This window comes from Nocardia sp. CA-135953 (assembly GCF_050955735.1).
Taxonomy (GTDB): domain Bacteria; phylum Actinomycetota; class Actinomycetes; order Mycobacteriales; family Mycobacteriaceae; genus Nocardia.
The window spans coordinates 5,500,806-5,527,739 of sequence record NZ_CP192082.1; the positions used below are offsets into that span (position 1 = coordinate 5,500,806).

The window sequence follows — 26,934 nt, forward strand, 5'->3', positions numbered from 1 at the left end:
GATCGGACCCTGGTTATCGACCGGCGGCGGCTTCTACTACGGCGGCCACCTCGGTGGGGCGAGAGACCAGAGAGGCGTGGGATGCGTCGATTTCGCTGGTGCGGGCACCCATGCGGTTTGCCATGAAGCGTTGGGAGGCAGGGGGAATTACGCGGTCGTCGGCTGAGACGAGGTACCAGCTGGGGGTGGCGGACCAGGAGGGGGCGCCGGAGGGCTCGAGGTTGGCCGATACGGCCAGGGAGTGTTGGTGGGCGATCATGTCGGCGGCTACTTCGGGGGATACGTCTTGGGCGAAGACGGAATTGAAGTAAGCGGGGGCCACATAGCCGTCGATGTTCTTGCCTGCCAAGCCATTTGGATCGTCGACGACGCGCACCTGGAGCGCCGGGGGCAGCAACTGGCTGCCGGGGAAGCTGATCGGGTTGATTTCGAGAAGGGCGGATTCGCCTTGCACTGGTGCGAAGGCCGCAATGTAGACCAGCGCTCGGACTTTCGGATCGTGGACATTGGTGATGACGAAGCCACCATACGAATGGCCCACCAGGACAACAGGTCCGGCGATGGTGTCCAGGGTTCGCTGGATTGCCGCGGCGTCGTAGGCAGGGCCGCGCAGCGGGTTGTCTGGAACAACCACTTGATAACCATGGTCGCGCAGCGTCGCGGCTACGCCGTTCCAACTCGTGCTGTCGGCGAAGGCGCCGTGCACGAGCACGATCGTCGGGAGGGGTTCGGCAGTCGCGGGGGCCACCGCGAGGACGGGCACGAAAGCCAAGGTGAGCGCCGCGATGCAGGCGCGGAGACTACGGGTGAATTTCATCAGAGTCCTGCCTGTCGTCATTGATGTTGTCGGCTCATGATGTTGTCGGCTCATGATGTTGTCGGCTCATGATGTTGTCACCTTTTGCCGAGCCTCGACATGCAGACGGACTGATCAGTCGGTTACGGCGCTCTGCGTGAGCACCGACTATCGCGCATCAACCCGCCCGAATTGGTGCACGACGACGCGGAGCCCAGAGCGCTTGTGACGCCAACTCCGCGCTGCCGCAAAGGCTCGAGCACCTCGCATCGCCGTTACTATCTCGCCCCCAGTCGACGTTGTGTGAGGTAGTAACGGCTTGCGCGGGAGGCGTCACCCGAGGCGGATGCCGTTGCGGCAGATGGCACCCCGAGGCGACACGGAGCGAGAGCGAACTAGCCCGCTGCTAGAGCTCGGACGCGGTTTTTGCCATCTTGCCCGCCAGTGCGTCGAGGCCGAGCATGGCGAGTAAGGACTCGCAATCCGTTGCGTTCTCGGCGTGGCTGGCGACCGTCCTGGCGGCTATCGCGCACTGTCTCGCATTTTCGGCCTTCTCGGCGGCGCGCGCCTCGGCGAACTCGCTCTGCTCAGGGATCAGGGTGATGTGTCGTGCCGGTGGCATAGGACTCCTTGGGTTGGTCCGAAGCCTACGCGTCTTTACCGATCTGTGATAGCGCAACGGCCGGTATCCATGAACCCGGCCGTGAAGTGGTGATAAGTCGGAGTCAGGTCAGGAGGTCTCGAACGACGCCGTCGGCGAGTAGGCGGCCGCGATCGGTGAGGACCAGACGGTCACCGGAGCGAACTGCCAGACCATCGGCAATGATTCGGGTTGCGGCGGCGGATTCCGTCGAGGCCAACTCGTTCAGCGGCAGGCCGGTGCGCAAGCGAACGGCGAGCATGACGCGTTCGGTGTGCTGTTCGTCGGCAGTGAGCGTTTCCCAGCCTGCCGCGGGAAAACCACCGCGCGCGACGGTATCGGCATAGCGCGCAGGGTGTTTGACGTTCCACCAGCGCACGCCGCCGACGTGGCTGTGCGCGCCGGGTCCCGCGCCGAGCCAGTCGCCGCCGTCCCAGTACCCGAGGTTGTGCCGACAGCGCGCGGAATCGCCTGCGGCCCAATTGGACACCTCGTACCAAGTGAGGCCTGCCGCATCGAGACGAGAGTCGATGCGCTCGTAGCGGGCCGCGAGCACATCGTCATCGGGAGCGGGCAGTTCGCCGCGACGCACGCGACGGGCAAGTGCGGTGCCGTCCTCGACGATGAGCGAGTAGGCCGAGACGTGGTCGACGCCCGCGCTGAGCACCGCATCCAGACTCGCGTCCAGATCGCTGTCGCGTTCCCCGGGCGTGCCATAGATGAGGTCGAGGTTCACATGGTCGAATCCGGCAGCGCGAGCCTCTTTCGCCGCGGCGACGGCTCGGCCCGGCGTGTGGGTGCGGTCGAGCACCTTCAGCACATGCTGGGCCGCGGATTGCATGCCGAGCGACACCCGGGTGAATCCGGCCGTGCGGATGCGTTCGAAGAACTCCGGTGCGGTCGACTCCGGATTGGATTCGGTCGTCACCTCGGCATCGGCGGCGAGGGTGAAGTTCGCACGCACCGAGTCCAGCACGTCCGCCAAACCGTCACCGCCGAGCAGTGACGGCGTGCCACCGCCGACGAAGATCGTCGCCACGTCGGGCGTGGCGGTCGGCAGCGCAGCGAACCGTTCGGCCGCCGTCGCCAGTTCGCCGCGCAGTGCTTCGAGCCAGGACTGCGGCGATGCCGAGGTGCCCAACTCGCCGGCGGTATAGGTGTTGAAATCGCAATATCCGCAGCGTGTCGCACAGAACGGCACGTGGATGTAGATCCCGAATGGCCCGCCGCCGAAGTCGCGCAGCACCAGGGTTGGCGTCTCGGCTTCGATCGGGGCGGCGGCGGAACTCACCTCTCCAGTGTGACCGCCGCTCCCCCGGGGCGTTGCGGTCGGGTTCAGTCGGCGACCACGGTGTTCTGATTCGGTGAGCAGCCAGCGGCCCGTCCTCCTTGGCTATGACGTACATCGGTGAGCCCTGACCGGACAGTCGGCCCGCGCCGTCGAAGTACAGCTGGACCACCTTGACCGCGCGGCCAGGGCAAACGAGCAGCACATACCCGACCGCGTAGGTCGCGGCACCGTCCTGCATCGCACCCGGCAGCACCTGTGCGGTGAACTCACCGATGGCCGCGCGGCCGAACAGCACTTGCCGCCACCGGTCGTCCGGACGGCGTCCTCGCGGAACAGGCCGACGAACTCGTTCTGCTGGGAATGTTGAATGGTGGCGAAGACCTCGCGGATGGCGTCCAGATCGGTATCGGTACTCATGCCACCGACACTCATGCCACCGAACTTGCTACCTCGACCTAGCTCGAGGTCAACCCGAGTGACTCGCTTCACCGGCGATGATCTTGACAATCGTGCGACGCATTGCGGCCGCTAACTATGACAGCCATCACAATCGACCCGCATAGTCCAGGGAATTTCCCTCGATTTCGCGGGAAATATGGCCGCGAGGTCGGAAGGGCCACCCTGACATGGCACAATGGGCCGCATGCGCGGATCTGGAGTACGACTTGTGGCACGTCGCCACGTCGACTACAAGCGCGTCTGTAGCGCCTGCTGTCTGCCCGGTTCTCTTCGGTAGCTCAGCGGCGCGCATTCCCGGGTTTGCCCGGTGATTCCCGATTTCGACGGACATCGGCCCGCTGACACCGCAGGCGTGAGTCAGCCCCTCACGCCTTCAGCACGGATGTACCCTCACCCAGCAGGAGCGACCCCCATGACGTCGAGCACCGACGCCGGTCCCACGGATCAGCCCCAGCCGGAATCCCGGCCTGGGCAGCACGCGCGGCCGGTCCGCCCGGCCTCCGAACGACGGGTCCGCCCGGACCGTCCCCGGTCCGAGGCAGCGGCCGGCCCGCGGGTCCGCACGGGTAAGCCGGTGCGCCGCAAGGCCGAGGGCCAGTGGGCGCTCGGCTACCGCGAGCCGCTGAACCCGAACGAGCAGTCCAAGAAGGACGACAACCCGCTCAATGTCCGGGCCCGGATCGAGAACATCTATTCCAAGCAGGGCTTCGACAGCATCGACAAGGGCGATCTGCGCGGCCGGTTCCGCTGGTGGGGTCTCTACACCCAGCGCGAACAGGGCTACGACGGCACCTGGACCGGTGACGAGAACATCGACATTCTCGAGGCCAGGTACTTCATGATGCGTATCCGCTGCGATGGCGGGGCATTGAATGTCGCGCAACTCGAGACCCTCGGCGGGATCTCCACGGAATTCGCCCGCGACACCGCCGACCTGTCCGACCGCGAGAACGTTCAGTACCACTGGATCGAGGTCGAGAACGTCCCCGAGATCTGGAAGCGGATCGAAGGCGTCGGCCTGAAGACCACCGAGGCGTGCGGCGACTGCCCACGCGTGGTGCTGGGCTCGCCGCTGGCCGGTGAATCGCTGACCGAGATCATCGACCCGACGCCCGCGATCGACGAGATCGTGCGCCGCTACATCGGCAAGAAGGAATATTCCAACCTGCCGCGCAAGTTCAAGACCGCGATCTCGGGCCAGCAGGATGTGGTGCACGAGATCAACGATGTCGCGTTCGTCGGGGTGAATCACCCAGAACACGGCCCGGGTCTGGATCTGTGGGTCGGCGGCGGTCTGTCGACGAATCCGATGCTGGCCCAGCGCGTCGGCGTGTGGGTGCCGCTGGACGAGGTTCCCGATGTCTGGGAGGCCGTTGTCTCACTGTTCCGCGACTACGGCTACCGCCGCCTGCGCACCAAGGCCCGGCTGAAGTTCCTCATCAAGGACTGGGGCATCGAGAAGTTCCGTCAGGTGCTCGAGGACGAGTACCTGAAGCGCAAGCTGATCGACGGCCCCGCGCCGGAGCAGCCGAAGAAGCCGATCGATCACGTCGGCGTGCAGAAGCTGCGCAACGGACTCAATGCGGTCGGCTTCTCCCCCATCGCGGGCCGGGTTTCGGGCACTGTCCTGACCAAGGTCGCCGAGGCGGCGCAGAAGTACGGCTCGGACCGGATCCGGTTCACCCCGTACCAGAAGCTCATCGTGCTCGATATCGCCGACGACAAAGTCGACGCGCTGATCGATGAGTTGGAACCCCTTGGCCTGCAGGCACGTCCGTCGCTGTGGCGCCGGAACCTGATGGCCTGCTCCGGAATCGAATTCTGCAAGCTCTCCTTCGCCGAGACCCGCAAGCGTTCCCAGGCGCTGGTGCCTGAGTTGGAGGAGCGGCTCGCGGATCTCAATGCGCAGCTGGATGTTCCGGTGACCATCAATATCAACGGCTGCCCGAACTCCTGCGCGCGCGCCCAGGTCGCCGATATCGGCTTCAAGGGTCAGCTGATCGATGACGGCGCCGGGAATCATGTCGAGGGTTTCCAGGTTCATCTCGGTGGCAGCCTCGGCTTCGACAGCGCCTTCGGTCGCAAACTGCGTCAGCACAAGGTGACCACCAACGAACTCGGTGACTACATCGAACGGGTGGTGCGCAATTTCATCAAGCACCGCGAGGACGGCGAACGGTTCGCTCAGTGGGCGGTTCGTGCCGACGAGGCCGACCTTCGGTAAATGGGAGAACTAGCGTGACAACGGATCAAGTAACGGCGGACCTGCCCGCGAAGCTGTCGGAAGACGAACTGCGGGCGATCGCCGAAAAAGGTGCGGCCGAACTCGGTGCCGACGCGACGGCTCTGGATTTGCTGCGGTGGACCGAGGACGTCTTCGGCACCGGCTACATCGTCGCCTCGAATATGCAGGACGGCGTGCTGGTTCACCTTGCCGCCCAAGTGCATTCGGGTGTGGACGTGCTGTTCCTGGATACCGGCTACCACTTCGCCGAGACCATCGGCACCCGGGATGCGGTGGCGGCCGTATACGGCATGAATGTGATCAATGTGCGGCCGGAAAGCACTGTGGCCGAACAGGATCAGCTGCTCGGCAAGGATTTGTTCGCGCGCGATGCCGGTGAATGCTGCCGGTTGCGCAAGGTTGTGCCGCTGAAGCGCTCGCTCGGCGGTTACAACGCCTGGGTCACCGGCATCCGCCGCGTGGAGGCCCCGACCCGGGCCAACGCCCCGCTCATCTCGTTCGACGAGGCGTTCGGACTGGTGAAGATCAACCCGATCGCCGCCTGGTCCGACGATGAGATGCAGGCCTATATCGAACAGCACGGCATCCTCGTCAATCCCCTGGTGGAGGAGGGATATCCGTCCATCGGCTGCGCTCCGTGCACACGGAAGCCGGAGCCGGGCTCCGATCCGCGAAGCGGCCGCTGGGCCGGCCTCGCCAAGACCGAATGCGGGTTGCATCAGTCATGACCGAAACCATCAGCGCACGTTCCTTGGGCATCACCGATTTCGACACCCTCGCGGCGTTGGAGTCGGAGTCGATCCACATCTTCCGTGAGGTGGCAGGCGAATTCGAGCGGCCGGTGATCCTGTTCTCCGGCGGTAAGGATTCCACGGTGCTGCTGCACCTGGCGCTCCAGGCCTTCTGGCCCGCGCCGCTGCCGTTCGCGCTGCTGCACGTCGACACCGGGCACAACCTGCCCGAGGTGCTCGAATTCCGCGACAAGGTGGTCGCAAAGTACGGTCTGCGACTGCATGTCGCGAAGGTCGAGGACTACCTGGCCGACGGCCGTCTCACCGAGCGCCCGGACGGTATCCGCAATCCACTGCAGACGGTTCCACTGTTGGACGCCATCACCGAGCACCGCTTCGACGCGGTCTTCGGCGGTGGCCGCCGCGATGAAGAGCGTTCGCGCGCCAAGGAGCGTATCTTTTCGCTGCGCAATGCCTTCGGGCAGTGGGATCCGAAGCGGCAGCGGCCCGAGCTGTGGAATCTGTACAACGGCAAGCACGCTCCCGGCGAGCACGTCCGGGTGTTCCCGCTGAGCAACTGGACCGAACTCGATATCTGGCGCTACATCGCGCGCGAGGACATCGATCTGGCGAGCATCTACTACTCGCACGAGCGTCCGGTGTATCAGCGCGACGGCATGTGGATGACGCCCGGGGTCTGGGGCGGCCCGCGCGATGGTGAGGTGCTGGAGACCCGTTCGGTGCGCTACCGCACCGTCGGCGACGGATCCTCCACCGGCGCAATCCTTTCCGACGCAGCCGATAACGAGGCGATTCTCGCCGAGGTGGCCGCGTCCCGTTTGACCGAGCGCGGCGCGACGCGCGGCGACGACCGAGTGTCGGAGGCCGCGATGGAAGACCGCAAACGAGAAGGCTACTTCTGATGCGTCCCGAACTACTCACCGGACCGAGCGCGGCGCACAGTGTCCGACCCTGGGCAAGCGACGACCGAGTATCGGAGGCCGCGATGGAAGACCGCAAACGAGAAGGCTACTTCTGATGCGTCCCGAACTACTCACCGGACCGAGCGCGGCGCACAGTGTCCGACCCTGGGCAAGCGACGACCGAGTGTCGAAGGCCGCGATGGAAGACCGCAAACGAGAAGGATATTTCTGATATGTCCGACCTACTGAGGCTGGCCACCGCCGGTTCTGTCGACGACGGTAAGTCCACCCTGGTCGGACGCCTGCTCTACGATACGAAATCCGTACTGGCCGACCAGATCGACGCCGTCACCCGCGCGTCGGTGGACAAAGGTCTTGCCACGCCGGATCTTTCGCTGCTCGTGGACGGGCTGCGCGCGGAACGCGAACAGGGCATCACCATCGATGTCGCCTACCGCTACTTCGCAACGCCCAAGCGGTCTTTCGTGCTCGCGGATACACCCGGGCATGTGCAGTACACCCGCAATACCGTCTCCGGCGCGTCCACCGCGCAGCTGGTAGTCCTGCTCGTCGACGCGCGCAAGGGTGTCATCGAGCAGACCCGTCGCCATGCCGCGGTCCTCGCGCTGCTCGGCGTGCCCAAGCTGGTGCTCGCGGTGAACAAGATCGACCTGGTCGATGATCCTGCGACCGTCTTCGCCGCGATCTCGGCCGAATTCAACACCCTCACCAGCACACTCGGCTGGGCAGCCGAGGATGTGTTGGAGATTCCGGTGTCCGCACTGCACGGCGACAATATCGCCTCACGCTCGGCGAACACTCCGTACTATGACGGACCTTCGCTGATCGAGCACCTCGAATCGGTGCCGGTGGATGCCGACAGCTCGGGCGAGCACGCGATCGGCCTGCGCTTCCCGGTGCAGTATGTGATCCGTCCGCGCACCGCCGAATACCCGGACTACCGCGGCTACGCGGGCCAGATCGCGGCGGGCTCGGTTTCGCCGGGCGACGAAATCGTGGTGCTGCCCTCAGGTATTCGCTCGACCGTCGAGCGGGTCGATACACCCGACGGTGAGCTCGCGGTCGCACAGGTCGGCCGCAGTGTCACGCTGATCCTGACCGACGATGTGGACATCTCGCGCGGTGACATCATCGCCTCCCCGGCCGATGCTCCGGAGCCGATCGACACCTTCGACGCGACCGTCTGCTGGCTCGGCGACAAGCCGCTGCTTCCCGGCGCACGACTGCTGCTCAAGCACGGCACCCGCACCACGCAGGCGATCGTCGGCGCACTCGTCGAGCGGTTCGACGAGCAGAACCTGACCGCCGAGGCGAGCCCGGAGTCGTTGGCGCTCAACGATATCGGCCGCATCTCCGTGCGCGTCGCCGAGCCGATCGCGGCCGACGACTACCGCGTCAACCGGCACACCGGCAGCTTCCTGCTCATCGATCCGGCGGGCGGCAATACCCTCGCCGCCGGTCTGGTCGGTGACGTGCTGACCGCGGTCGAGGTCGGAGTCTGACAGCGTGTCTGAAACCCTTATGGGTATTCGGACACCGCCCTTCTCGGGTGTCGCCGGTTCACGCCACAGTCGAGGTGTGAACGTCGGTTCGCGCGTCACCCGGACTGGTTTCACCGGCACCTGCGGGGTGCTGGTCAGCGCCTTCCCGTCGGCGGGCGTTGGTGTCCCGGCCTCCCGCTCGGGGGTCCGGGGATCAAGGAGAGTCTTCGTGTTGGATCGTCGGCCATGCTGCGAGGTCGACCGCCGCGTTGTGGTCGCGGTCGCCGCGATATCCGCAGGCGAACACCCGATCCGACAAAGTCAGTTCGGTGTTGACCGTTTCGCATTTCGAGCAGCCTTTACTCGACGCGAACCAGCGGTCGGCGGTGACGCTGCGCCAAGATTGCTTGTCGCGCAACAGTCGTGCCAAGTCGGACCATCCGGCGTCATTGACCGCGCGCGCCAGACGATGGTTACGGAGTTTCCAGATGGGTTTTGAGGTGAATTCGCCCGGTGGTATCGGCTCGGTGGCGCGGCTGCCGGGCGGATCCATGTGGGCGGAACTGGAGCGATTGTCCAAGCACGGACGCGGACCGAGTAGACCGATGTTCGGGCCTGTCCGGGTCACGGCTGCCACACCGATCGGCGGACACGCGGAGCCCAGGCCTGCGCTCATCGCGGTGGCGCACGGCAGTCGGGATCCGCGCTCGGCCGCGACTATGTCGGCGGTCGTCGCCGATATTGCCGCCGCCCGGCCGGATATCGATGTGCGGCTCGCCTTCCTCGATCTGAATGCACCGTCGGTCGAGCAGGTGGTGAATGCCGTTGCCGCGCAAGGGCACACGCATGCGGTCGTGGCACCGTTGCTGTTGGGCAGCGCACATCATGCGCGAGTCGATCTACCCGGACTGCTTGCTGCCGCCGGCACCGCCCACCCCCAACTCGCGCTGACGCAAGCCGACGTTCTCGGGCCGGACCCCCGACTCATTACTACCCTCCGCGACCGCACCCTGACCGCACTGAGTCCGGCTGCGGGTGACCTACGGCCGCGCCAACGACTGGGGGTCGTCGTGGCTGCAGTTGGGGCGGCATCGACGACGGCGAATGCGCGGACCAGCGAGGTTGCGCGACAGCTCACGGCGATGACCGGCTGGCTTACCGAGGTCTGCTTCGCCACCACCGAACCTTCTGTCGCCCAGGCAATTTCGCGTCTGCGCGCCTGGGGTGCCGAGCAGGTACTCATGGCGCCGTGGTTCCTCGCGCCGGGGCTGTTGACCGACCGTTTGGTGGCCGCCGCGCCCGATGTGGTGCATGCAAAGGTCATCGGGCCGGATACAGCGTTGACCGGAATAGTTTGGGACCGCTACGACACCGCGCTCATCGGCGCGTTGAGCCTCTCTGCCTGATCTTCGGCCGCACAGCCTCCGAATAATTTTGCACAGGAGGCGACCTGAATTTCGACGAGCACGGCAAGATCGACGACTTCATGGTGATGGCGCATCCGCTCTCGGCCGCACAGGCATTGGCCCCGCGCATGGGCGAACAATTCGAGCAGATCAAGGCCGAGGCCACCGTGCAGATTCAGCGTGCGGCGGCGCAGGCGTGACCGATTACGACGCCCTTGCCGCGATTCAAGGCACCCGCTCCGGGTGATTCTTCACGCGTGGCTGCGTCACGACGCGTAAGCAGAGGATCTCAGCCCAGCAACCCGTTCACGATGGTGCGCGCGGTGGCGACACCGCGATCATCACCCATCTGCAGGGCGGTATTGGCCGCACTGATCACCGCATCGAATTCGAATGCCATGGCATCGGCGTCGCGGCCGGCGAGATCGCCCTGGTCCTGCGCGTGCCGAATCTGCTTGGCCAAGAAGTCGAGCCATTCGCCGCGATCCTCGGCGATGGCATCACGGACCGGGCCGGGCTTGCTGTCGAATTCGGCAATGGTGGCCACGCGGAAGCAGCCGCCCGGAAAAGTCGGGTCGGTGATGTGGTCGAACCAGCGGTCCATGATGGCGCGCAGCCGGGGTAAGCCGCGCGGTTCGCCGAGGTTGGGCGCGATCACTCGTTCGACGAAGGCCTCGCGGGCCACCTTCACCGCGGCTACCTGCAGCGCTTCCTTGGTGCCGAACAGAGTGGCTATCCCGCTTTTGCTGATGCCGAGATCGGTCGCGAGACGACCGATGCTCAGGCCGGTCAGTCCCTCGACCGAGGCCACGTCGGCGGCATGTCTGGCAATCGAGGCCCGGGAGCGGGCGCCCTTCGCGAGACGTTGATCGGTGCCCTGCGCGGTGGTTGTCGACTCGGCCATGAGGCCATTCTTCCACTTCCGGGTTGCAAATACGAACGTACGGTCGTACGTTTATTGCACGAACGGTCGTACGTTTAGATTTCGCCTCACCGAAGGATCTCCCTCATGACCGAAGTGTCCGAGCGGACCGACAGTCCGCCGACCTCGAAGGCCGCCGTGCGCACGCTCGTCATCGCCTGTGGCGCGGCGTTCATCGCCTTCCTGGATCTGTCCGTCGTCAATATCGCGTTTCCCTCGATCGCCCGCGACTTTCCCGGGACCGCGACAACCACGCTGACCTGGGTGGTCAGTGGATATGCCATCGCCTTCGCGGCACTGCTCACCCCGGCGGGCCGCTTCGCCGACACACTGGGACGGCGCAGACTGTTTCTGATCGCACTGGCCGGTTTCGCCGTGACATCGCTGCTGTGCGGACTCGCGCCCACCGCGGGTTGGCTCATTGCCGGACGCCTGCTGCAAGGTGCGACGGCGGCGCTGATGGTGCCGTCCGCGCTCGGACTCGTCCTCACCGTCACCCCGCGCGAGAAGATCGGTGCGGCCATCGGAGCCTGGTCGGCCGCAGGCGGTTTCGCCGCGGTGGTCGGTCCGGCGATCGGCGGCGCGCTGGTCGAGGCCTTCGGCTGGCGAGCGGTATTCGTCATCAATATCCCGGTGGCGATCGTGCTGATCGCGCCCGGGCTGCGTATTCCCGTGCCCGATATCCGTCAGCCCGGCAGCGCGCTGCCAGACCCCATCGGGACCATCGCCATTGCCCTTGGACTCGGCGGCGTGGTCGCCGGGGTGACCGAGGGGCAGCGATGGGGCTGGACCGCACCCGGCACACTCGCTGCACTCGGCGTCGGCGCACTGCTGATCGTGGCCGCGCTGATTCGCTCTGTGCGACACCACAATCCGGCCATCGCGGTCGAATTGTGGCAGAGCAAGCCGTATGCGCTGGCCAATGCCGCCTCGTTCGTCTTCGGTGCGACCATGTTCGCCTGGCTGCTCGCCGGACCGCTGTTCCTCGATGCGATCTGGCAGTATTCGGTGCTCGGCTCGGCCGCGGCATTGACGGTGGGCGCGGTGTCCTCGATGGTGACCGCGACGATTGCCGGTCGCGTCACGGCGGCGAGCACGCGGCGCTGGCTCGGTGTTCTCGGGGCGCTGATGTACACCGGCACCAATGTGTGGATGAGCACCGATACCTTCGGGCCGACACCGGCGCTCTGGTCCGCGTGGGTACCGGCCGGGCTGTTCGGTGGCGGTGGCGTCGGGATCGTCGTGACGGTGCTCGGCACCGCCGCCGCGAGTTCGCTGCCGCCGCAACGCTTCGCGGCCGGAATCGGGATGAATCTGACGGCCAGGCAGGTGGGCGGTGCGCTCGGTGTCGCGGTACTGGCCGCGGTCTTCGCCGCCAATGCCGAAGATGCGCTGGCCGCCTTCCACACGCTGTTCGCCATTTGCGCGGGCATCGGTATCGCGTCCGCAATGGTCATCGCGATTCCGGCGCGCATTCCTGCTGCCGTTACTAGCTAGGAGTCACCTTGACGCACAAGGATATTCGTACCGAAGCCAACGACCCGATGCTGTTGTCGAACACCGCCGCACTCGAACTGCTCGCCGACGCACCCTGGCAGCGCTATGCGGTAATCGGGGATTCGATAGCCCATGGCGTCGGCGATCCGAGTCCCGGGTACGACACCACCGGATGGGCAGATCGCGTCGCCGCGGTATTGACTGCGACGAATCCCGCTCTCGCATATCTGAATACCGGCCGGATCGGCGCGACGTCCGCGCAGGTACGCGCCGATCAGCTGCCGCAGGTACTCGAATTCGCACCGGACCTCGTGCATATCAGCTGCGGCGGAAACGATCTGTTCACTCCCGGCGGCAATCTCGACGCGTTGCGCACGAATCTCGACACGATCTTCGGCGCGCTTGCCCGCGGCGGGGCGCAGGTGAGCACCTTCACTCTCGCCGATGTGTGGGACGCGGAACGGATGGCGCCGATGCGTCCGATGCGGGACCGGATGTCGGCGCTCAACGACATCACCCGCGAGTTGGCCGCTCGTTACGACGCCGTGCTGGTGGAGTTCTGGGACCATCCGCTGCGACTGCGGCCGGATGTGATGAGCGCCGATCTCATTCACTTCACGATGAGCGGGCATGCGGTGGTGGCCACCGAAATGGTGCGCGCACTGCACGGACTGCTGCCCGAACCCGCGCATTGATCGAAACCAGGCACCAGGGCCGCGTTCGAGCTTGTCACTCGGACGCGGTCCCGTGGTCTTCTTTCGACGCTTATGCCCCGAGGGCGACATCGTCTCGGCGTACAACCGCCGAGCCGGATACCTGATCGACGTTCGCGAACGCCGAATCCCACCAGCCCAGGTCAATGGCCGAACCAGCACTCCAGGATTTGGCCGAGCGGGTACTCACAGGGTCGACCCGCCCCTTCGCGACGCCACCCGACGCATACCCCGCGCCGAGAATGCGTTGGTGGAGAGGCACTCTCGACAATTGCCGCCACCAACGCATGGTGATCACCAGCCCAGGCCAATAGCCAGGCCAGCGCTCCAGGAGTTTGACGGAGCGGGTAGTCACAGGGTCGCCCCGCCCCTTGGCGACGCCACCCGAGGAATGCGTGGCGGCGCGGCGCTCTCGAGGGAGCATCCCGACCTTCGCCGTGCCCTGAGAATCCAATAGCGGCCGAGTCCGCACAGCGCCCGCCCGCCCCCATAACATCACAAACGGCTTACCTTGCCCGAGAATGCGTTGGTGGAGAGGCACTCTCGATACTTGCCGCCACCAACGCATGGTGATCGTCGGTCCAGGTCAGTGGCCGAACCAGCGCTCCAGGATTTTGGCGACGCCGTCGTCGGCTACGTCGTCGGCGACTTCGTCCGCCCAGTTGCGGACCTCGTTCGGTGCGTTCGCCATCGCTATGGAATGGCCTGCCCAGTGCAGCATTTCGCGGTCGTTGTAGCCGTCGCCGATGGCGAGGGTGGCGGAGCGGGGGATGCAGAGTGCGGTGCGCAGGCGCTCCAGTGCCCAACCCTTGGAGACGCCACGGCGCGAAACAGTAAGCCACGGACCGAATTCGCCGTGCACCCAGCTCGCATCCGGTACCCGCAGTTGGGTGAGCAGGCGCAGCATCTCTTCCAGGGAACCGTCGGGCCACCAGCCGTTCAGTCGCGGGGTCGGCTCGCTGCTCAACGCGCCGTCATCGACGAGAACGTATTCGCCGATGGAGAATTCGCCCGGACTGACACCCGTGGCCCAGGTGCCGATGCCGACCTTCTCCACCGCGAAGATCATCTCCGGAAACAGAGCCCGCAAGGCGACCACTGCGGGCCCCGGATCGAAGGTCTGCACCGCCACCGGCTCTCCCCTCGCCACATCGATGTGCACCGCCCCGTTGGAACACAACGCATGGCCATCGATAAGCCCGAGCTCCTCCAGCACCGGCCGCGTCGTCATCAACGTCCGCCCGGTCGTCACAACCACATGCGCCCCCGCCGCCACCGCCGCCCGCACAGCGTCGATCACCCGTTCACTGACCGGCGATCCCGTCTGCAGCAACGTTCCATCGACATCCAGCGCAATAAGCCGAGGTCCCCCTTGTGCCACCAACCCATTGTGCATCGCTATGGCACTCGGCGTCATTGAAATTCGACCGGTCCGAATGTGCGTGGCGCTCGCTGACAGACCAGCGAAACGAACAGTCGCAATCCTTCACGGAACTTGCGCCCTATATCAGCGCCCAGAAGACGTGCGAATTCTGACAAATGGTGTGGATCTCTGCCCAGGCATGACAGGCCGTCTCGTCACCAACAGCCATGCGGACCAGCGACTTTCACCCAACCGCAGATGCTGCAGCCCGTGACCATTCGCAGGCGCTGTCCCGTCGCTATGCTGTGGTCTCCACTCAGTGCCCACCCCCAGAGCCGCCACCCAATGATCCGCGGGATCTCGGCACGAAGTGCCACCTGCACCAGTGCAGCCAAAGCAGCGATGGCGGCGGCGCACGGCAGCACTCCATCTCGGGGGTCGTGGCGGTCGAAGCGGATGGTCGCCACCGTCCTCGGTCGGCATGGTGTCGAGGTCGGTGCACACTGCACGCGCATCTTGTATTCGACGCTGCGCGGCAGGCGAAGAAGTCCGCGACCGTGTCCTGGGATCCTCCCGAACGCGCAACCGCGGACTACCTGCGGGCACCGAGCACCAAAGGCCAACATCGTTCCACGGACCGACGCAATCGCAAGCTCAAACCCCAGCCCGCGCTCAGTAGACGATCGCCCTCCGCCGCCAGCCTCCATGCAGGCGATGCGCTGCGCGGCACACCCGAGGAGTACTACCGCGGATTACCTGCGGGCACCGCCGCCACCACCGGAGCCCCCCGAACCGTGTGAGGTGATACCACCGGTGGAAGCGCCGCCGGTGCTGGTGCTGCCGCCGGAAGTGGTTCCGCCGGAGAACTTGCCGTTGGAGGAGGGGCCTCCGGTCGAGCCGCCCGACATGCCACCGCCCGTCGATCCACCTGACATACCACCGCCCGTGGAACCACCCAAGGCACCGCCACCCGTGGAACCACCTGAAGTACCGCCACCTGTCGAACCCGATCCACCACCACCCGTCGAACCACCCGACATACCACCGCCCGTCGAACCACCCGAGGCACCGCCACCCGTGGAACCACCCGAGGCACCGCCACCCGTCGAACCACCCGAAGCACCACCACCCGAGGCACCACCCGAGGCACCACCACCCGTCGAACCACCCGAAGCACCACCACCCGAGGCACCACCCGAAGCACCACCACCCGAGGCACCACCCGAAGCACCACCACCCGAGGCACCACCCGAAGCACCACCACCCGTCGAACCACCCAAGGCACCACCACCTGTCGAACGACCCGACATACCACCACCCGTCGAACCCGATCCACCACCCGTGGAGCCGCCCGAGGCACCCCCATTCGCAGCATCGCCCGAGGTACTGCCCGACGAACCGCCACTATGGGAATTTCCCGACGTCGAGCCGCTGGTTCCCGAAGTTGTACCGCCGGACGCATCACCCGTGCTGCCATCCGACGCGGCTCCGCCCGATGCCGCAGTCCCGGTAGATGTTTCGCCGGTGCCCGGTACACCGGTGCCCTTCGAGGGCCCACCGGTACCCGGAGTCGTCGTGGTGCCAGCCGGAAGGGCGGGAGTCGAATTGGTCGGGGCGGGAACCGAACCCGGAAGGCTGACGCTCGGGATGGGCGTACCAGCGGGAGGCAGGTACGGCATGGCCGGGATCGTTCGCGGGCTTCGGTTGAATGGCAGCGGGTTCAGGAACTGAGCGGGGTTGGCATAGGTGACGCCACCGGAATGTGCTGTTCCACCGCCTTCGCTGTGGCTGCCGCCGTGTGCCTCGGCCACGGATGGACCGATCGTTGGTCCGCTCCGCGTCGTATAGGCGACGGGAGCGATCCCGTAGGCCGGTCGACCGGAATAGCCGAAGCCCGCCGTCGTGGTCGCCCAACCAACCGCTGCGGAACCGGCCTCCGCGAGCGCTTCGACATCGGGCTCGAGCAGCAGGTTGTCTATCGGGAAGCTGCCCGGCAAGGCATCCACCAGGGACGGCATCTGCGAAGTGTGCGGGCCGCCGAATACCGTGACAGCCGATACGGCCACTGCGGAAGCCACTGCGGCACTGGAGAATACCGCCACCTTCGGCGCTCGATGCCGGCCACCGGTCGACAGCGGTGCGAAGCTGCGGGCCGCATAGCCGGCGGCGCCTACGGCGACGGTCTGCCCCGGATCGCTCGACATCACCACCGGTCGGCCGAGTTCGGCAAGGATGCGCGCGACCTCGACGGGACGGGTGGCGCCACCGACCAGCAGGATGCAGCTGACATCGGACAGGCGCCGTCCCGTCGATTCCACACATTCGTGGACCACATCGAGGGAATCCCGGATGTGCTGGGCGCGCATAGTGGTGATATCGACAATCGAGGTCATCTGCAGCATCGACCCGTTGTCGCCGGGTTCGGCGACCCGGGCATACCGAGCGATCATCGAACCGAGCGGCCGACCGCCGAAATCATAGGAGCGCACGGACTTTCCGACGATCGGGTGATCGTCCCAGTCCGGTCCGACCCGGACCATCGACACATCGAGGCAAGACCCGCCGAGGTCGTACACCAGCACGAACCCGGACTCGAGCGGTCCGCGTTCCTGTTCGAGCCACTCCGCGGCCGCGACGGGTTCGGGTATGAGCAGCACATCCGCGGCACCGGCCAGATTCAATGCCTGCCGCAGCAGCGACAGCTGCTTATCGGAATAGCATGCGGGATAGGTGGCCACGGCTCCAGCGGTCGGCGGGAAGGATTCGAGCAGGCCGTTCACCACGGCGGCGACCAGGTTCGCAGGTGACCAGAGCCGACCGCCCACGACAATCGACTCCGGGTCTCGCGCCAGATCGGCGAAATCCGTTACAGCCATGTCGAATTGGGGGATCCCCCCGATTCGGATGTCACCCCCACTGTCGAAGGTCACTGCCGTGCGGCGTGTCCGCACCGACGACAACGGTCGCTCGCCGGTCACCATAGCGGATACGGAGTTCACTGAACCGATGCTGAAACCCAGACCTGTAGTCATTCGCTATCCCGTCAACGCACCGAGACCACGTCCATCACACAGGAGATCCATGTGGCCGCGGTCGCTTCCCAAACAGCACCCACAGGTTAGCTGCTGCTGGATCGATTCGGATGTCGAATTGATATGAAACGTTCGACTTACGTTGACTCCGTTTAGAACTCCCAGCTAGATCGCATGAAAAAGATTCATCCAGTCCTCTGGACGTCCGGCGTTTCGCGACCGATGGCCCGATTCCACTGCGGTAAACCAAGTTCCGCTACGGTGCAGTAACTCGAAACGAGCCCCAGATCCGCCAAGCCGAACAGAACTACCCAGAACCGACAACACACACCAACTGGTCGGTAACCAATCCGTTGCCAGCACTGCGGATTTCATAGGACGGGCGTATCGACTGCCAGAATATGATGCGTCAAATTTCACAGCTGATTTCCGCTAGCAGCACCGTTCCCCGACCGCTTGACTGGATTCAGTAATGAGCAAGCGCACGGACGAACCTAGTTCCCGCGCCGGCTCATCGCTAGTGAAATCGCAAGAACTAGAAGGGAATTCGAAGACGATGTCGACACGTTTCGCGGACAAGGTCATGCTCATCACCGGCGGCAGCTCGGGTGTCGGCAAGGCGGTGGCCATGCGGGCCGCAACCGAGGGCGCGGCCGTGGTGCTCGGCGCACGTGGCAAAGACGCGGGCGAGCAGGTCGCGGCCGATATCCGCGCGGCGGGTGGCCGGGCGATCTTCGTACCGACCGATGTCACCGTCGAGGATGAGGTCGCCCGGCTGACACAGGCGGCCCTCACCGAATACGGTCGGCTGGACGCGGCATTCAACAATGCGGGCGCCGTCAATGCCTTCGGCTCGATCGACCAGATCGACGAGGCAGGCTGGCGCGCCGATCTCGAACTCAATCTGACCAGCGTGTTCTACGGTCTGCGCCACCAGGTTCCGGCAATTGTCGCCTCCGGCGGCGGCGCGATCCTCAACAACGCCTCGAACCTGGGCGTGGTCGGCATGGGTTCGGTGGCACCGTATGTGGCGGCCAAGCACGGCGTCGTCGGGCTGACCCGCGCGGTCGCGCTGGAGGCCGCTGAACAGGGTGTTCGTGTCAATGCGCTGGTCTCCGGCGCCGTCGATACGCCCGCTTTCCGCAACTCGATGGGTGCGACGCCCGAGGGTGAAGCGGCCATCGCCGCACTGCATCCGCTCGGCCGGATCAGCAAGCCGGAGGAGATCGCGTCGTTCTGCGCCTACCTGCTGAGCGATGAGGCCAGCTTCATTACCGGCGCGGCGCTCGCGATCGACGGTGGGTTCACCGCCAAATAGTCGCCAATCGGCACCTCGGCCCGACATTCGCCCTCATCGCGTCGCCGTGCGCCGAGGTGCCGACCGTCGTCACGGACCCTACCGTGTACACACCATGTCGGCGGACGGCGAAAACCGTTACACAGCGCGAATACGACATGGGCGCGTTTGCGACGCTCAGGCGCGGGCGAGCAGGCTGCGCACGATGCCGGTTCGCACCGCGTTGCGGTGGGCCAGGACCGAGGGCCGACGGCGGTGCACCAGTTGATCGAAATCCTCCGCCTTACTCGCCGGTTCACGTAACCGACCGGCATTGAAGTCATCGGCCAACTGCCGAACCGTCTCCTGCGCGCAGGATTTGTTGGTACCGATGAATCCTGTGGGTCCACGCTTGATCCAGCCGGTGACATACACTCCGGGCAGCACCGCACCACCGGACTTTTCCAGCACGCGGCCGTTCAGATTCGGGATCACGGCGGCTTGCTCGTCGAACGGCAAGCCCGGTAGGGCCACACCGCGGTAACCCACCGAGGTGAGCACCAGTCCGGTATCCAACCGCTCGGTCTCCTCCGTCGCCACCGCACGAACGCGACCATCCGGATCGGTGACGAGTTCGTTGCGGCTCAGCTCGATGCCGGTCACCTCGTCGGCCCCCAGCATCGCGGTCGGCGCGACCAGATACCGGAAGACGATCCGCTTGCGCGCACCGAACTGCCGCCCCGCTACGGAGTGCAGCAGCCGCAGCTTCTGCTCGACCTGATACGGCAGTTCCTCGGTTACCGCGGGCAGTTCACCCTCGATGGCGATATCGACATCCGCGCCGAGCAGCCCGACGAATTCCGGTACGGTAAAAGCGGATTCGACCGGACCGCGCCGACCGAGCACTACCACTTCTTCGATCTTGCTCTCTCGCAAAGCTTTCAGCGCATGGGGTGCAATATCAGTGTCCGACAACGCTTCCGGATCGCTGGTCAGAATGCGCGCCACATCGAGCGCCACATTGCCATTGCCGACGATGACGGCCCGGCGCTGCGACAGATCGAAGGTGCGCCCGGCGTGATCCGGATGCCCGTTGTACCAGGCGACGAAGTCGGTGGCAGATACATTGCCCGCCAAACCTTCGCCAGGAATATCGAGCTTACGATCCGAGGACGCACCGACCGCATAGATCACCGCGTGGAAGTGCGCGAGCAGCTCCTGATGCGAAATATGCTTACCCACTTCGATATTCAGGTACGAATCGAAACCAGGTTGCGCCGAGATGATATCGAAGAGCTTGTTGACCTGCCGGGTCTTCGCGTGGTCCGGCGCGACGCCGTACCTGGCGAGTCCGTGGGGTACCGGAAGCCGGTCGAAGACCGTCACAGTGACGTCGGGCTGGGTCAGCAGTTCATCGGCCGCGTACATGGCCGAGGGACCGGATCCGATTATCGCCACCCGCAACGGCTTACGCTCAGTGTGGATCTCGGCCACGGGCACCGGCTTGGCCAGCAGCGGCCGCGGCCGCGGCCGCCGATAGAAGTCGGCATTGATCTCGATGAACGGCTTCTGCTCGTCGGTCAGCTTCTTCGACGACGTGATTGCATCGACGGGGCACGCACTCGCACATGCGCCGCAGTCCACGCACGCCTGCGGGTCGACATACAGCATCTCCGCCGTCAGGAAATCGGGTTCGTCGGGCGTGGGATGGATGCAGTTGACCGGGCAGGCGTAGACGCAGGACGCGTCGCTACAGCAGGACTGCGTGACGACGTAGGGCACGTCAGCCGGCCTTGGCCGTACGCAACGGCTCCGAGCGGTAGCGGGTGGTGTGGCCGTCGATATTCAACAGCTTCCAGACCGCCTTGCCGATGGGGTTCATCAGGCCGATGTCATTGGCCAGCGTGCGCACATCGCCGAAGAAGTCGCTGAACTCCTGCTTGGCCTGCTTCGAACCGTAGAACAGCTCCTTGCGTACCCCGTCCGGGATATCGAACTCCTTGAAGAACGACCGGGGCGGGGTGTAGATGGAGCGGCCGAGGATGAACATGACGATCGGCATGACGATCGAGAGCACCAACTTATTGGCCGCATTCTTCTCAGGCACATGCTGCTCGAGGAATTCGTGCGCGAAGGAGATGTGGCGCGCTTCCTCGGCGACGTGAATCGCCATTACGCCGCGCATGATCGGGTGCACGTCCTCGCCCGAGCGCAGGATCGCCTTCTGGATGTGGTCGATCGGCTCCTCACCCGCGAGCACGGCCATGAAGAACAGATTCGGGAACAGGGCGGCCACCGGCGCACCGATGTATTTGAACTTGCGCACGAGCGGGCCCATACCGGGAACGTCGAGGCCGATCCGGTTGACCATCTCTTGGAACATCAGGGTGTGGTTGTGCTCCTCGATCATTTCGTGGGAGCAGTAACGGAATTCGGGCGAACCGTTGGGCAGACCGAAGCTGTGCGTCACCATGCCGCCGATCAGAATGGATTCGAACTGCAGACCGACCTTGGCGACATTGGCTTGGCGGTACTTGCCGATCGCGATCTTCCGGTCCAGCGGCAGCGCCTGGTACCAGGGGTGGCGACCGAGCGCATCGCCGGATACCGGGAGCACCCAGCGCTCTTCACCGGCATCGGCGGCGAAATCCGGATTGTCCCAGTCGATGTCCTCGAAGGGGTCGAAGTGCTTGTTCACCGAACCTTCGGAGAGCAGCAGCAGCTTGGCGGCATACTCCTGCGCCTTCGCCAGATCGGGATCGACTGCGGGCGTCACGGCTGTAGACATCGTCGTCACTGCCTCTCCTCATGGGACAAATTTACTGTATCCCATGGTTACACCTACGAGGAGTCACGTCAACCTGGCCCATGATCGGCATTCCCGGCGACGATGCGGTGCGCCGCCGGTGCGCCTTTACCGCAGCCCGAGTTGCGACAAGCCCGCGACCACCGTGTCGGCGGGCAACGCCAGCGCGAGCACTACTCCAGCGGCCGACATCCCCGCCGCGATCGCCACCCGGGTCAAGCGGCGCTTGGTGCGCCGTGAAAGTAAGAGAGCGCGCGTCTTTGCTCTGCGCGGTCTGCGCCGAGGGTGATGTCCGGTGACCTCCTCGTCCGCGGCGGCCGCGCGACGCGCCAAGATGGCGGCGCCGTCGGCGATCGTGCGTTCCGGATCCGGGGCCGTGATCACCGGACGCGCCAGTTCACCGGCGAGCACCTGGGCTACCTCGACCGGCCGGGCCGCGCCGCCGACCACCAGCACGCAGTCCACATCGGCCATGGTCACATCCGCCATCCGCAGACAGCGATAGACCAGCTTCAGCGACGATCGGATATGGATGGTGCGCAATTCGTCGGCGGTGGCACCGGTGACCGCGCCGGAGATGGCGGCGGGCACGGTCCCGTTCCCGGCCCGCGCGGCGACCAGCGCGCCGAACGCCCGCCCGCCGAATTCCGTCGAACGGATCGGTACGCCGACAATCGGATTGAGCGGACAGCCCGCGCCGACTCGCACCAGGGTGACATCGAGACTTGCTCCCCCCAGGTCATAGACCAGGGCTAGGCCCGGCATCAACGGTCCGCGTTCGACCTCGAGCCAGGTGGCCGCCGCGACGGGTTCGGCGACCAGCGCGACATGAGTCAGGCCGATCCCGTCCAGCGCGCACGCAACTCCTCCAACTGGCCTTCGGTGTAGCCCGCCGGATGCGTCAGCGTGACCCCCGCATCGACCGCACGACGATCGCGACGCGCCTCGGTGATCAGACAATCCGTGACGACCGCGATCAGATCGGCCGCGGTCAGCGCGCGGTGCCCTACCCTGGCCTGCTTGGTCGTGCGTTGACTCAGATCGGCGAATTCGGTGACGGCGCGCCCGTGTCGCGGAATCATGCCGACCCTGGCCATTCCGGTGCTGTCGAAGGTGAGGGTGGTGCGGCGGGTGACCGCGCGCGAGCGTTCGGCGGCGGAGCGGCGACCGGGTGGAGCCTTGGCCGAACCCTCCTCCGCCAGAGCGGAAACCGTGTTCACCGTGCCTATGCTCAAACCGAGACCAACCGCCATCGCAATCCTCTGATCGCCGAGCCGATTTGCTTCGAACCTTGTTCACGCAACCACTCCGCGACCGGCCTGCCAACCACCGGACACACGGTTGTCCGCATGCCGCCGCCACTGACACAGGTTGCATCGCAATAGCGCCGATCCCGGCCGACCTGGCACGGGAGCTGACGCGCCGATTTCTCGGCCGGATCTTTTACGGCGCGCCGAGATTCAACGATGCCCTGTTGCTGTTTGCCAGCAGGCAGCCAGCCCGGCGCCCCGGCTTCCGATACACGTTCTCACATGCGCAAATAGCCACCGATCTCCCCGCAATCGAGATTGCCGAACAGGTCACAACACGCCGATCCCGAGCCATATCGAAACCGAACCAGTCCGCCACCGCGCGGACGGACCGATCCGGCAACGAGTTCCGATCTCCCGCACCGGAATTCGCGAGCGATTCCAGTGTGGGAAATCAAAACCACTACACCCATTGGCAACTCATCAGCAACAGCCCAGCACTGCTTGGGCACTCACCGCCCGCCGCACCGGTCCTTGCCGTGGTCCGAGCAATCGCGACACCATCTGCGCGGCCTGCTCCTGCCACCGCGCATACGCTATCGGAAAGCCGGAGCGCTGCGCGGCCTGCGCCGCCTGCCACAGCGGCATCGCGTGGTAATCAGGCGCGTGGACCAGCAGCGCGTCCAGGAATCGATCGGTCGCGTACCGCGGATCGGTGAGTTGCTCAGGCGGGCCCCAGCCGGCGGACGGCCGCTGCTGGAACACCCCGAGCGAGTCGTGATCGACCGCCGCGGTCACGTTGCGCAACAACGATTCCTGCATTGCGGTGGCCAGCGCGACCACCGCCGCATAGGCGGGCAGATCACGACGCAGGACCACTTCGACAATCATTCGCGCGTTATCCCACTGCTCCGGATTCGGCGTGAAATGCCGTTGCTCGCCCTCGATTCCGCGCGGTATCAACTGTGCCGGAGTGAGACCGACATATGAGTTCGGGATCGGCTTCCCCACCGATTCCGGACCGATTGCGGCCACTTCGGGCGAGTCCGCGGGAATCTCGGTAATGACCGGACCATCCGGTGCGCGCACGGCCGGCGTTCCGGGTGGTGGTGCGGCGATCGCCGAGCCGGATTGGATCAGCACCGCGACGCCGGCAACGGCCAGCGCCAGAAATATCTGTCTTCGAATCGACATGGTGATCGTTCAACTTCCCGCCGCCCGCATACGGGCCGCGTTCGACGACCATTGCGAATGCTCACATCGGATTACGTTCCGATAATTCACCGGAACCCACTAGCGGGTGTTTCGCATTCAGCACAATATGACGTGGAAACCGGAGTTCGGTTTCGACACGCCAGGAATGGCCACGGATTTCGCAAATGCGGAATCCGCAGCCATAAAGCGGAGTCGAATTCGCGCTTATCCCGCAGGCAGTTCCGGAATACGGGTGGCGCGGGCGTAGACGGTTTCCCCGTCGCTGAGCTGCAGCGCCTCGGCGTCACCGCGGGTCACCTGCGCGGCGAACAGATCGCCGGTGGCGGCATTGCGCAACTCGACGCGCACCTCGAATCCGAGGTGCACAACGCGTTCCACGGTGGCGCGCGTGACGCCCGCCGATTCGGCGGTTCCCTCGTCCTTCGCCAACGCCATACTGGCGTCGCGGCCGACGCGAATATCGTGCGGACGCACCAGATGTCCGTTGAGCCGGGCCACCGCACCGAGGAACGACATCACGAATTCGTTGGCGGGCCGGTCGTAGACGTCCTCCGGGCTGCCGACCTGTTCGATGCGGCCCTTGTTCATCACCGCGATCCGGTCGGCGACGTCGAGCGCCTCCTCCTGGTCGTGGGTGACCAGCACGGTGGTCACGTGGACCTCCTCGTGCAGTCGGCGCAGCCAGGTGCGCAGATCGGCGCGCACCTTGGCATCGAGCGCGCCGAACGGCTCATCGAGCAGCAGCACCTGCGGGTCGACCGCGAGCGCGCGAGCCAGTGCCATGCGCTGACGCTGACCGCCCGAGAGCTGAGCCGGGTAGCGATGCTGGAAGCCGTCGAGGCCGACGATGCCGAGCAATTCGTCTACGCGCTTGGCGATTTCGCTCTTGGGACGCTTGCGGATCTTGAGTCCGAAGGCCACGTTATCGCGCACGGTCATATGCTTGAACGCGGCGTAATGCTGGAATACGAAGCCGATATCGCGCTTCTGCGGCGGTATGTGGGTGACATCGTTGCCCGCGATGGCGACGACGCCGGAGTCCAGCGATTCCAGGCCCGCGATCGAGCGCAGCAGCGTCGACTTGCCCGAGCCCGACGGGCCGAGCAGGGCGGTCAGCTCCCCCGACGGGATCTCGATGCTGACATCGTCCAGGGCAGCGAAGGAACCGTAGTTCTTCTTCGCATTGGTCACGGTGATCACTTGGTGCCCCGCTTACGTTCGAGGAGGGTCATCAACAGGAGGACTACGAGGGCAAGGCCCATCAGCAGGGTCGCGGCGGCGTAGGCGCCGAAGGTGTTGTGGTCGTTGATGTATCGACCGTGTACGAGCAGGGTCAGCGTCTGCGATTTACCCGGCAGCGCGGAGGACACCATGATCACCGCGCCGAATTCGCCGAGCGCACGCGCGACGGTCAGCACGACACCGTAGGTCAGGCCCCAGCGGATCGCGGGCAGAGTGATCCGCCAGAACGTCTGCCAGCGGGACGCGCCGAGGGTGGCCGCGGCCTGCTCCTGATCGTCGCCGATCTCGTGCAGCACCGGCTCGACCTCGCGCACCACGAACGGCAGCGTGACGAAGATCGTCGCGATCACCATGCCGGGCAGATTGAAGATCACCTTGAAGCCGACGTCTTCGAGTCCGCCGAACCAGCCGCCGGCACCCCACAGCAGGATCAGCGCGACACCGACCACGACCGGCGAGACCGCGAAGGGCAGATCCACGATGCCCTGCACCAGCGTGCGGCCCGGGAACTTGCCGCGCACCAGGGCGATCGCGGTGACGATGCCGAAGATGACATTCACCGGGACCACGATCACCACGATCAGGATCGACAGCTGGAATGCCGAGATCGCCGCGGGAGTGGAGATCGAGTCGATGAACGCACCGATCCCCTTTTCGAAAGTGCGCCACAAAATGATGATCAGGGGTAGGACCAGCAGGACGAACAGGTAGCCGAGCGCGACCACGCGCAGCGAAATACGAGTCGGCCAGGACAGATTCATCGCGCCTCCTCCTCCTTGCGCGCCGTGCGCTCGGCCCACAGCCGCAGCACCAGCAGCGTCGCGAACGAGATGACCAGCAGTGCGACCGACACCGCAGCCGCATTCACCGGCCGATCGATCTCGATCTGCTTCTGGATGTACTGCGAAGCCATTTCGGTCTTGCGCGGAATGGCGCCGCCGATCAGCACCACCGAACCGTATTCGCCGATGGCGCGGGCGAAAGCGAGCCCGCCGCCGCTGATGATGGCGGGCGCCAGGGTCGGCAGGACGATGCGGCGGAAGGTGGTCCAGTTGTCCGCGCCGAGGGACAGTGCGGCTTGCTCGACCTCCCGGTCGGCCTCGATGAGCACCGGCTGTACCGAGCGCACCACGAACGGCAGCGTGACGAACGTCAGTGCCACCACCAGGCCGGGCTGGGTGGCATTGAGGTGGATATCGATCGGACTCTGCGGACCGTAGAGCGACAGCAGCACGATGCTCGCGACGATCGTCGGTAGTGCGAACGGTAGGTCGATGAGCGCGTTGACGATGCTCTTGCCCGGGAACTGGTCGCGGACCAGCACCCAGGCGATCAGCGTGCCCATCACCACATTGATGACCGCCACCACCACGGAGACGAGCACCGTGATGCGCAGCGAGTCGATGGCCGCGGGTGCGGTGATGGCATCCCAGAATCCGGACCAGCCGTCATCGAATGAGGTGACGGTCAGCGCGGCCAGCGGTAGCAGCACGATGATGCTGAGCCAGAGCACCGCGGTGGCGATGCCGAGCGGACCCACCGAACCGGTTACCCGCAGCCACGACCAGGTGCGACCGGCTGCCTTGGGTGTGGCGTCTTCGGAGCCACCGGGAGCGGGCGCATGC

At 65.4% G+C, this 26,934-nt stretch carries 24 protein-coding genes; 9 read left to right on the forward strand and 15 right to left on the reverse strand.

Annotated features, from left to right (window positions below):
- Positions 1–13 precede the first annotated feature (13 nt).
- From ACQPXH_RS25385 to hemW, 3 genes are all read right to left on the reverse strand, one after another.
- On the reverse strand, positions 14–817 hold the full coding sequence (locus tag ACQPXH_RS25385) for an alpha/beta fold hydrolase (RefSeq protein WP_433599006.1): 804 nt from the start codon (positions 815–817) through the stop codon (positions 14–16).
- A 385-nt stretch (positions 818–1,202) separates the two neighbouring features.
- Positions 1,203–1,418, reverse strand: coding sequence for a hypothetical protein (locus tag ACQPXH_RS25390; RefSeq protein ID WP_433599007.1), 216 nt, complete (start codon positions 1,416–1,418; stop codon positions 1,203–1,205).
- Positions 1,419–1,521: 103 nt separating this feature from the next.
- Positions 1,522–2,727 (reverse strand): radical SAM family heme chaperone HemW, encoded by a 1,206-nt coding sequence (gene hemW / locus ACQPXH_RS25395; protein ID WP_433599008.1) that lies wholly within the window; start codon positions 2,725–2,727, stop codon positions 1,522–1,524.
- Between the two features lie 643 nt (positions 2,728–3,370).
- Here hemW and ACQPXH_RS25400 point away from each other — a divergent pair.
- The 5 genes from ACQPXH_RS25400 to ACQPXH_RS25420 all read left to right on the forward strand — a co-directional run bounded on the left by ACQPXH_RS25400 (position 3,371) and on the right by ACQPXH_RS25420 (position 8,608).
- Positions 3,371–3,463, forward strand: a complete 93-nt coding sequence (locus ACQPXH_RS25400) for an Ms4527A family Cys-rich leader peptide (RefSeq protein WP_357470198.1) — start codon at positions 3,371–3,373, stop codon at positions 3,461–3,463.
- A 135-nt stretch (positions 3,464–3,598) separates the two neighbouring features.
- Complete coding sequence (locus tag ACQPXH_RS25405) at positions 3,599–5,410, forward strand: nitrite/sulfite reductase (RefSeq protein WP_433599009.1); 1,812 nt, start codon at positions 3,599–3,601, stop codon at positions 5,408–5,410.
- 14 nt (positions 5,411–5,424) lie between these two features.
- Entirely contained in the window at positions 5,425–6,159 is a 735-nt protein-coding gene (locus ACQPXH_RS25410; protein WP_433599010.1) for a phosphoadenylyl-sulfate reductase, read from the forward strand.
- The gene (gene cysD, locus ACQPXH_RS25415; protein ID WP_433599011.1) at positions 6,156–7,085 is read left to right on the forward strand and encodes a sulfate adenylyltransferase subunit CysD; all 930 of its coding nucleotides are present in this window, start codon (positions 6,156–6,158) and stop codon (positions 7,083–7,085) included. The genes ACQPXH_RS25410 and cysD overlap by 4 nt, the downstream gene beginning before the upstream one ends.
- 233 nt (positions 7,086–7,318) lie before the next feature.
- Positions 7,319–8,608, forward strand: a complete 1,290-nt coding sequence (locus tag ACQPXH_RS25420; RefSeq protein WP_433599012.1) for a sulfate adenylyltransferase subunit 1 — start codon at positions 7,319–7,321, stop codon at positions 8,606–8,608.
- A 193-nt stretch (positions 8,609–8,801) separates the two neighbouring features.
- On the opposite strand, the gene ACQPXH_RS25425 is transcribed toward ACQPXH_RS25420, so the two are convergent.
- Positions 8,802–9,140, reverse strand: a complete 339-nt coding sequence (locus ACQPXH_RS25425) for a zinc ribbon domain-containing protein (protein ID WP_433599013.1) — start codon at positions 9,138–9,140, stop codon at positions 8,802–8,804.
- Between the two features lie 52 nt (positions 9,141–9,192).
- On the opposite strand from ACQPXH_RS25425, the gene ACQPXH_RS25430 reads away from it, so the two are divergent.
- On the forward strand, positions 9,193–9,993 hold the full coding sequence (locus ACQPXH_RS25430) for a sirohydrochlorin chelatase (RefSeq protein WP_433599014.1): 801 nt from the start codon (positions 9,193–9,195) through the stop codon (positions 9,991–9,993).
- Positions 9,994–10,282: 289 nt separating this feature from the next.
- Here the strand turns inward: ACQPXH_RS25430 and ACQPXH_RS25435 are convergent, their stop codons facing one another.
- Positions 10,283–10,897, reverse strand: coding sequence for a TetR/AcrR family transcriptional regulator (locus ACQPXH_RS25435; protein WP_433599015.1), 615 nt, complete (start codon positions 10,895–10,897; stop codon positions 10,283–10,285).
- Positions 10,898–11,002: 105 nt separating this feature from the next.
- Here ACQPXH_RS25435 and ACQPXH_RS25440 point away from each other — a divergent pair, with 105 nt between their 5' ends.
- Both ACQPXH_RS25440 and ACQPXH_RS25445 read left to right on the forward strand, forming a co-directional pair.
- Positions 11,003–12,412, forward strand: a complete 1,410-nt coding sequence (locus tag ACQPXH_RS25440) for an MFS transporter (protein WP_433599016.1) — start codon at positions 11,003–11,005, stop codon at positions 12,410–12,412.
- A gap of 8 nt (positions 12,413–12,420) precedes the next feature.
- Positions 12,421–13,107: an SGNH/GDSL hydrolase family protein gene (locus tag ACQPXH_RS25445; protein WP_433599017.1), complete on the forward strand. Its 687-nt coding sequence runs from the start codon at positions 12,421–12,423 to the stop codon at positions 13,105–13,107.
- A gap of 604 nt (positions 13,108–13,711) precedes the next feature.
- Here ACQPXH_RS25445 and ACQPXH_RS25450 read toward each other — a convergent pair.
- Both ACQPXH_RS25450 and ACQPXH_RS25455 read right to left on the reverse strand, forming a co-directional pair.
- A complete protein-coding gene (locus ACQPXH_RS25450; protein WP_433599018.1) occupies positions 13,712–14,542 on the reverse strand; it encodes an HAD family hydrolase in 831 nt (276 codons plus the stop codon).
- Between the two features lie 698 nt (positions 14,543–15,240).
- The gene (locus tag ACQPXH_RS25455; protein ID WP_433599019.1) at positions 15,241–17,364 is read right to left on the reverse strand and encodes an Hsp70 family protein; all 2,124 of its coding nucleotides are present in this window, start codon (positions 17,362–17,364) and stop codon (positions 15,241–15,243) included.
- Positions 17,365–18,076: 712 nt separating this feature from the next.
- Here ACQPXH_RS25455 and ACQPXH_RS25460 point away from each other — a divergent pair.
- Positions 18,077–18,838 (forward strand): SDR family NAD(P)-dependent oxidoreductase, encoded by a 762-nt coding sequence (locus ACQPXH_RS25460; protein ID WP_433599020.1) that lies wholly within the window; start codon positions 18,077–18,079, stop codon positions 18,836–18,838.
- Between the two features lie 156 nt (positions 18,839–18,994).
- On the opposite strand, the gene ACQPXH_RS25465 is transcribed toward ACQPXH_RS25460, so the two are convergent.
- The 8 genes from ACQPXH_RS25465 to cysT form a co-directional block, all read right to left on the reverse strand.
- Positions 18,995–20,578 (reverse strand): FAD-dependent oxidoreductase, encoded by a 1,584-nt coding sequence (locus ACQPXH_RS25465; protein WP_433599021.1) that lies wholly within the window; start codon positions 20,576–20,578, stop codon positions 18,995–18,997.
- A 1-nt stretch (position 20,579) separates the two neighbouring features.
- A complete protein-coding gene (locus ACQPXH_RS25470; RefSeq protein WP_433603574.1) occupies positions 20,580–21,584 on the reverse strand; it encodes an AurF N-oxygenase family protein in 1,005 nt (334 codons plus the stop codon).
- Between the two features lie 126 nt (positions 21,585–21,710).
- Complete coding sequence (locus ACQPXH_RS25475) at positions 21,711–22,367, reverse strand: Hsp70 family protein (RefSeq protein WP_433599022.1); 657 nt, start codon at positions 22,365–22,367, stop codon at positions 21,711–21,713.
- 68 nt (positions 22,368–22,435) lie between these two features.
- Entirely contained in the window at positions 22,436–22,822 is a 387-nt protein-coding gene (locus tag ACQPXH_RS25480) for a hypothetical protein (protein ID WP_433599023.1), read from the reverse strand.
- 513 nt (positions 22,823–23,335) lie between these two features.
- A complete protein-coding gene (locus tag ACQPXH_RS25485) occupies positions 23,336–24,046 on the reverse strand; it encodes a hypothetical protein (protein WP_433599024.1) in 711 nt (236 codons plus the stop codon).
- 225 nt (positions 24,047–24,271) lie between these two features.
- A complete protein-coding gene (locus ACQPXH_RS25490) occupies positions 24,272–25,267 on the reverse strand; it encodes a sulfate/molybdate ABC transporter ATP-binding protein (RefSeq protein ID WP_063047837.1) in 996 nt (331 codons plus the stop codon).
- Positions 25,264–26,070: a sulfate ABC transporter permease subunit CysW gene (cysW, locus tag ACQPXH_RS25495; protein ID WP_433599025.1), complete on the reverse strand. Its 807-nt coding sequence runs from the start codon at positions 26,068–26,070 to the stop codon at positions 25,264–25,266. Before cysW ends, ACQPXH_RS25490 begins: the two co-directional genes overlap by 4 nt.
- Positions 26,067–26,867, reverse strand: a complete 801-nt coding sequence (gene cysT, locus ACQPXH_RS25500) for a sulfate ABC transporter permease subunit CysT (RefSeq protein ID WP_433603575.1) — start codon at positions 26,865–26,867, stop codon at positions 26,067–26,069. Before cysT ends, cysW begins: the two co-directional genes overlap by 4 nt.
- Between the last annotated feature and the right edge of the window lie 67 nt (positions 26,868–26,934).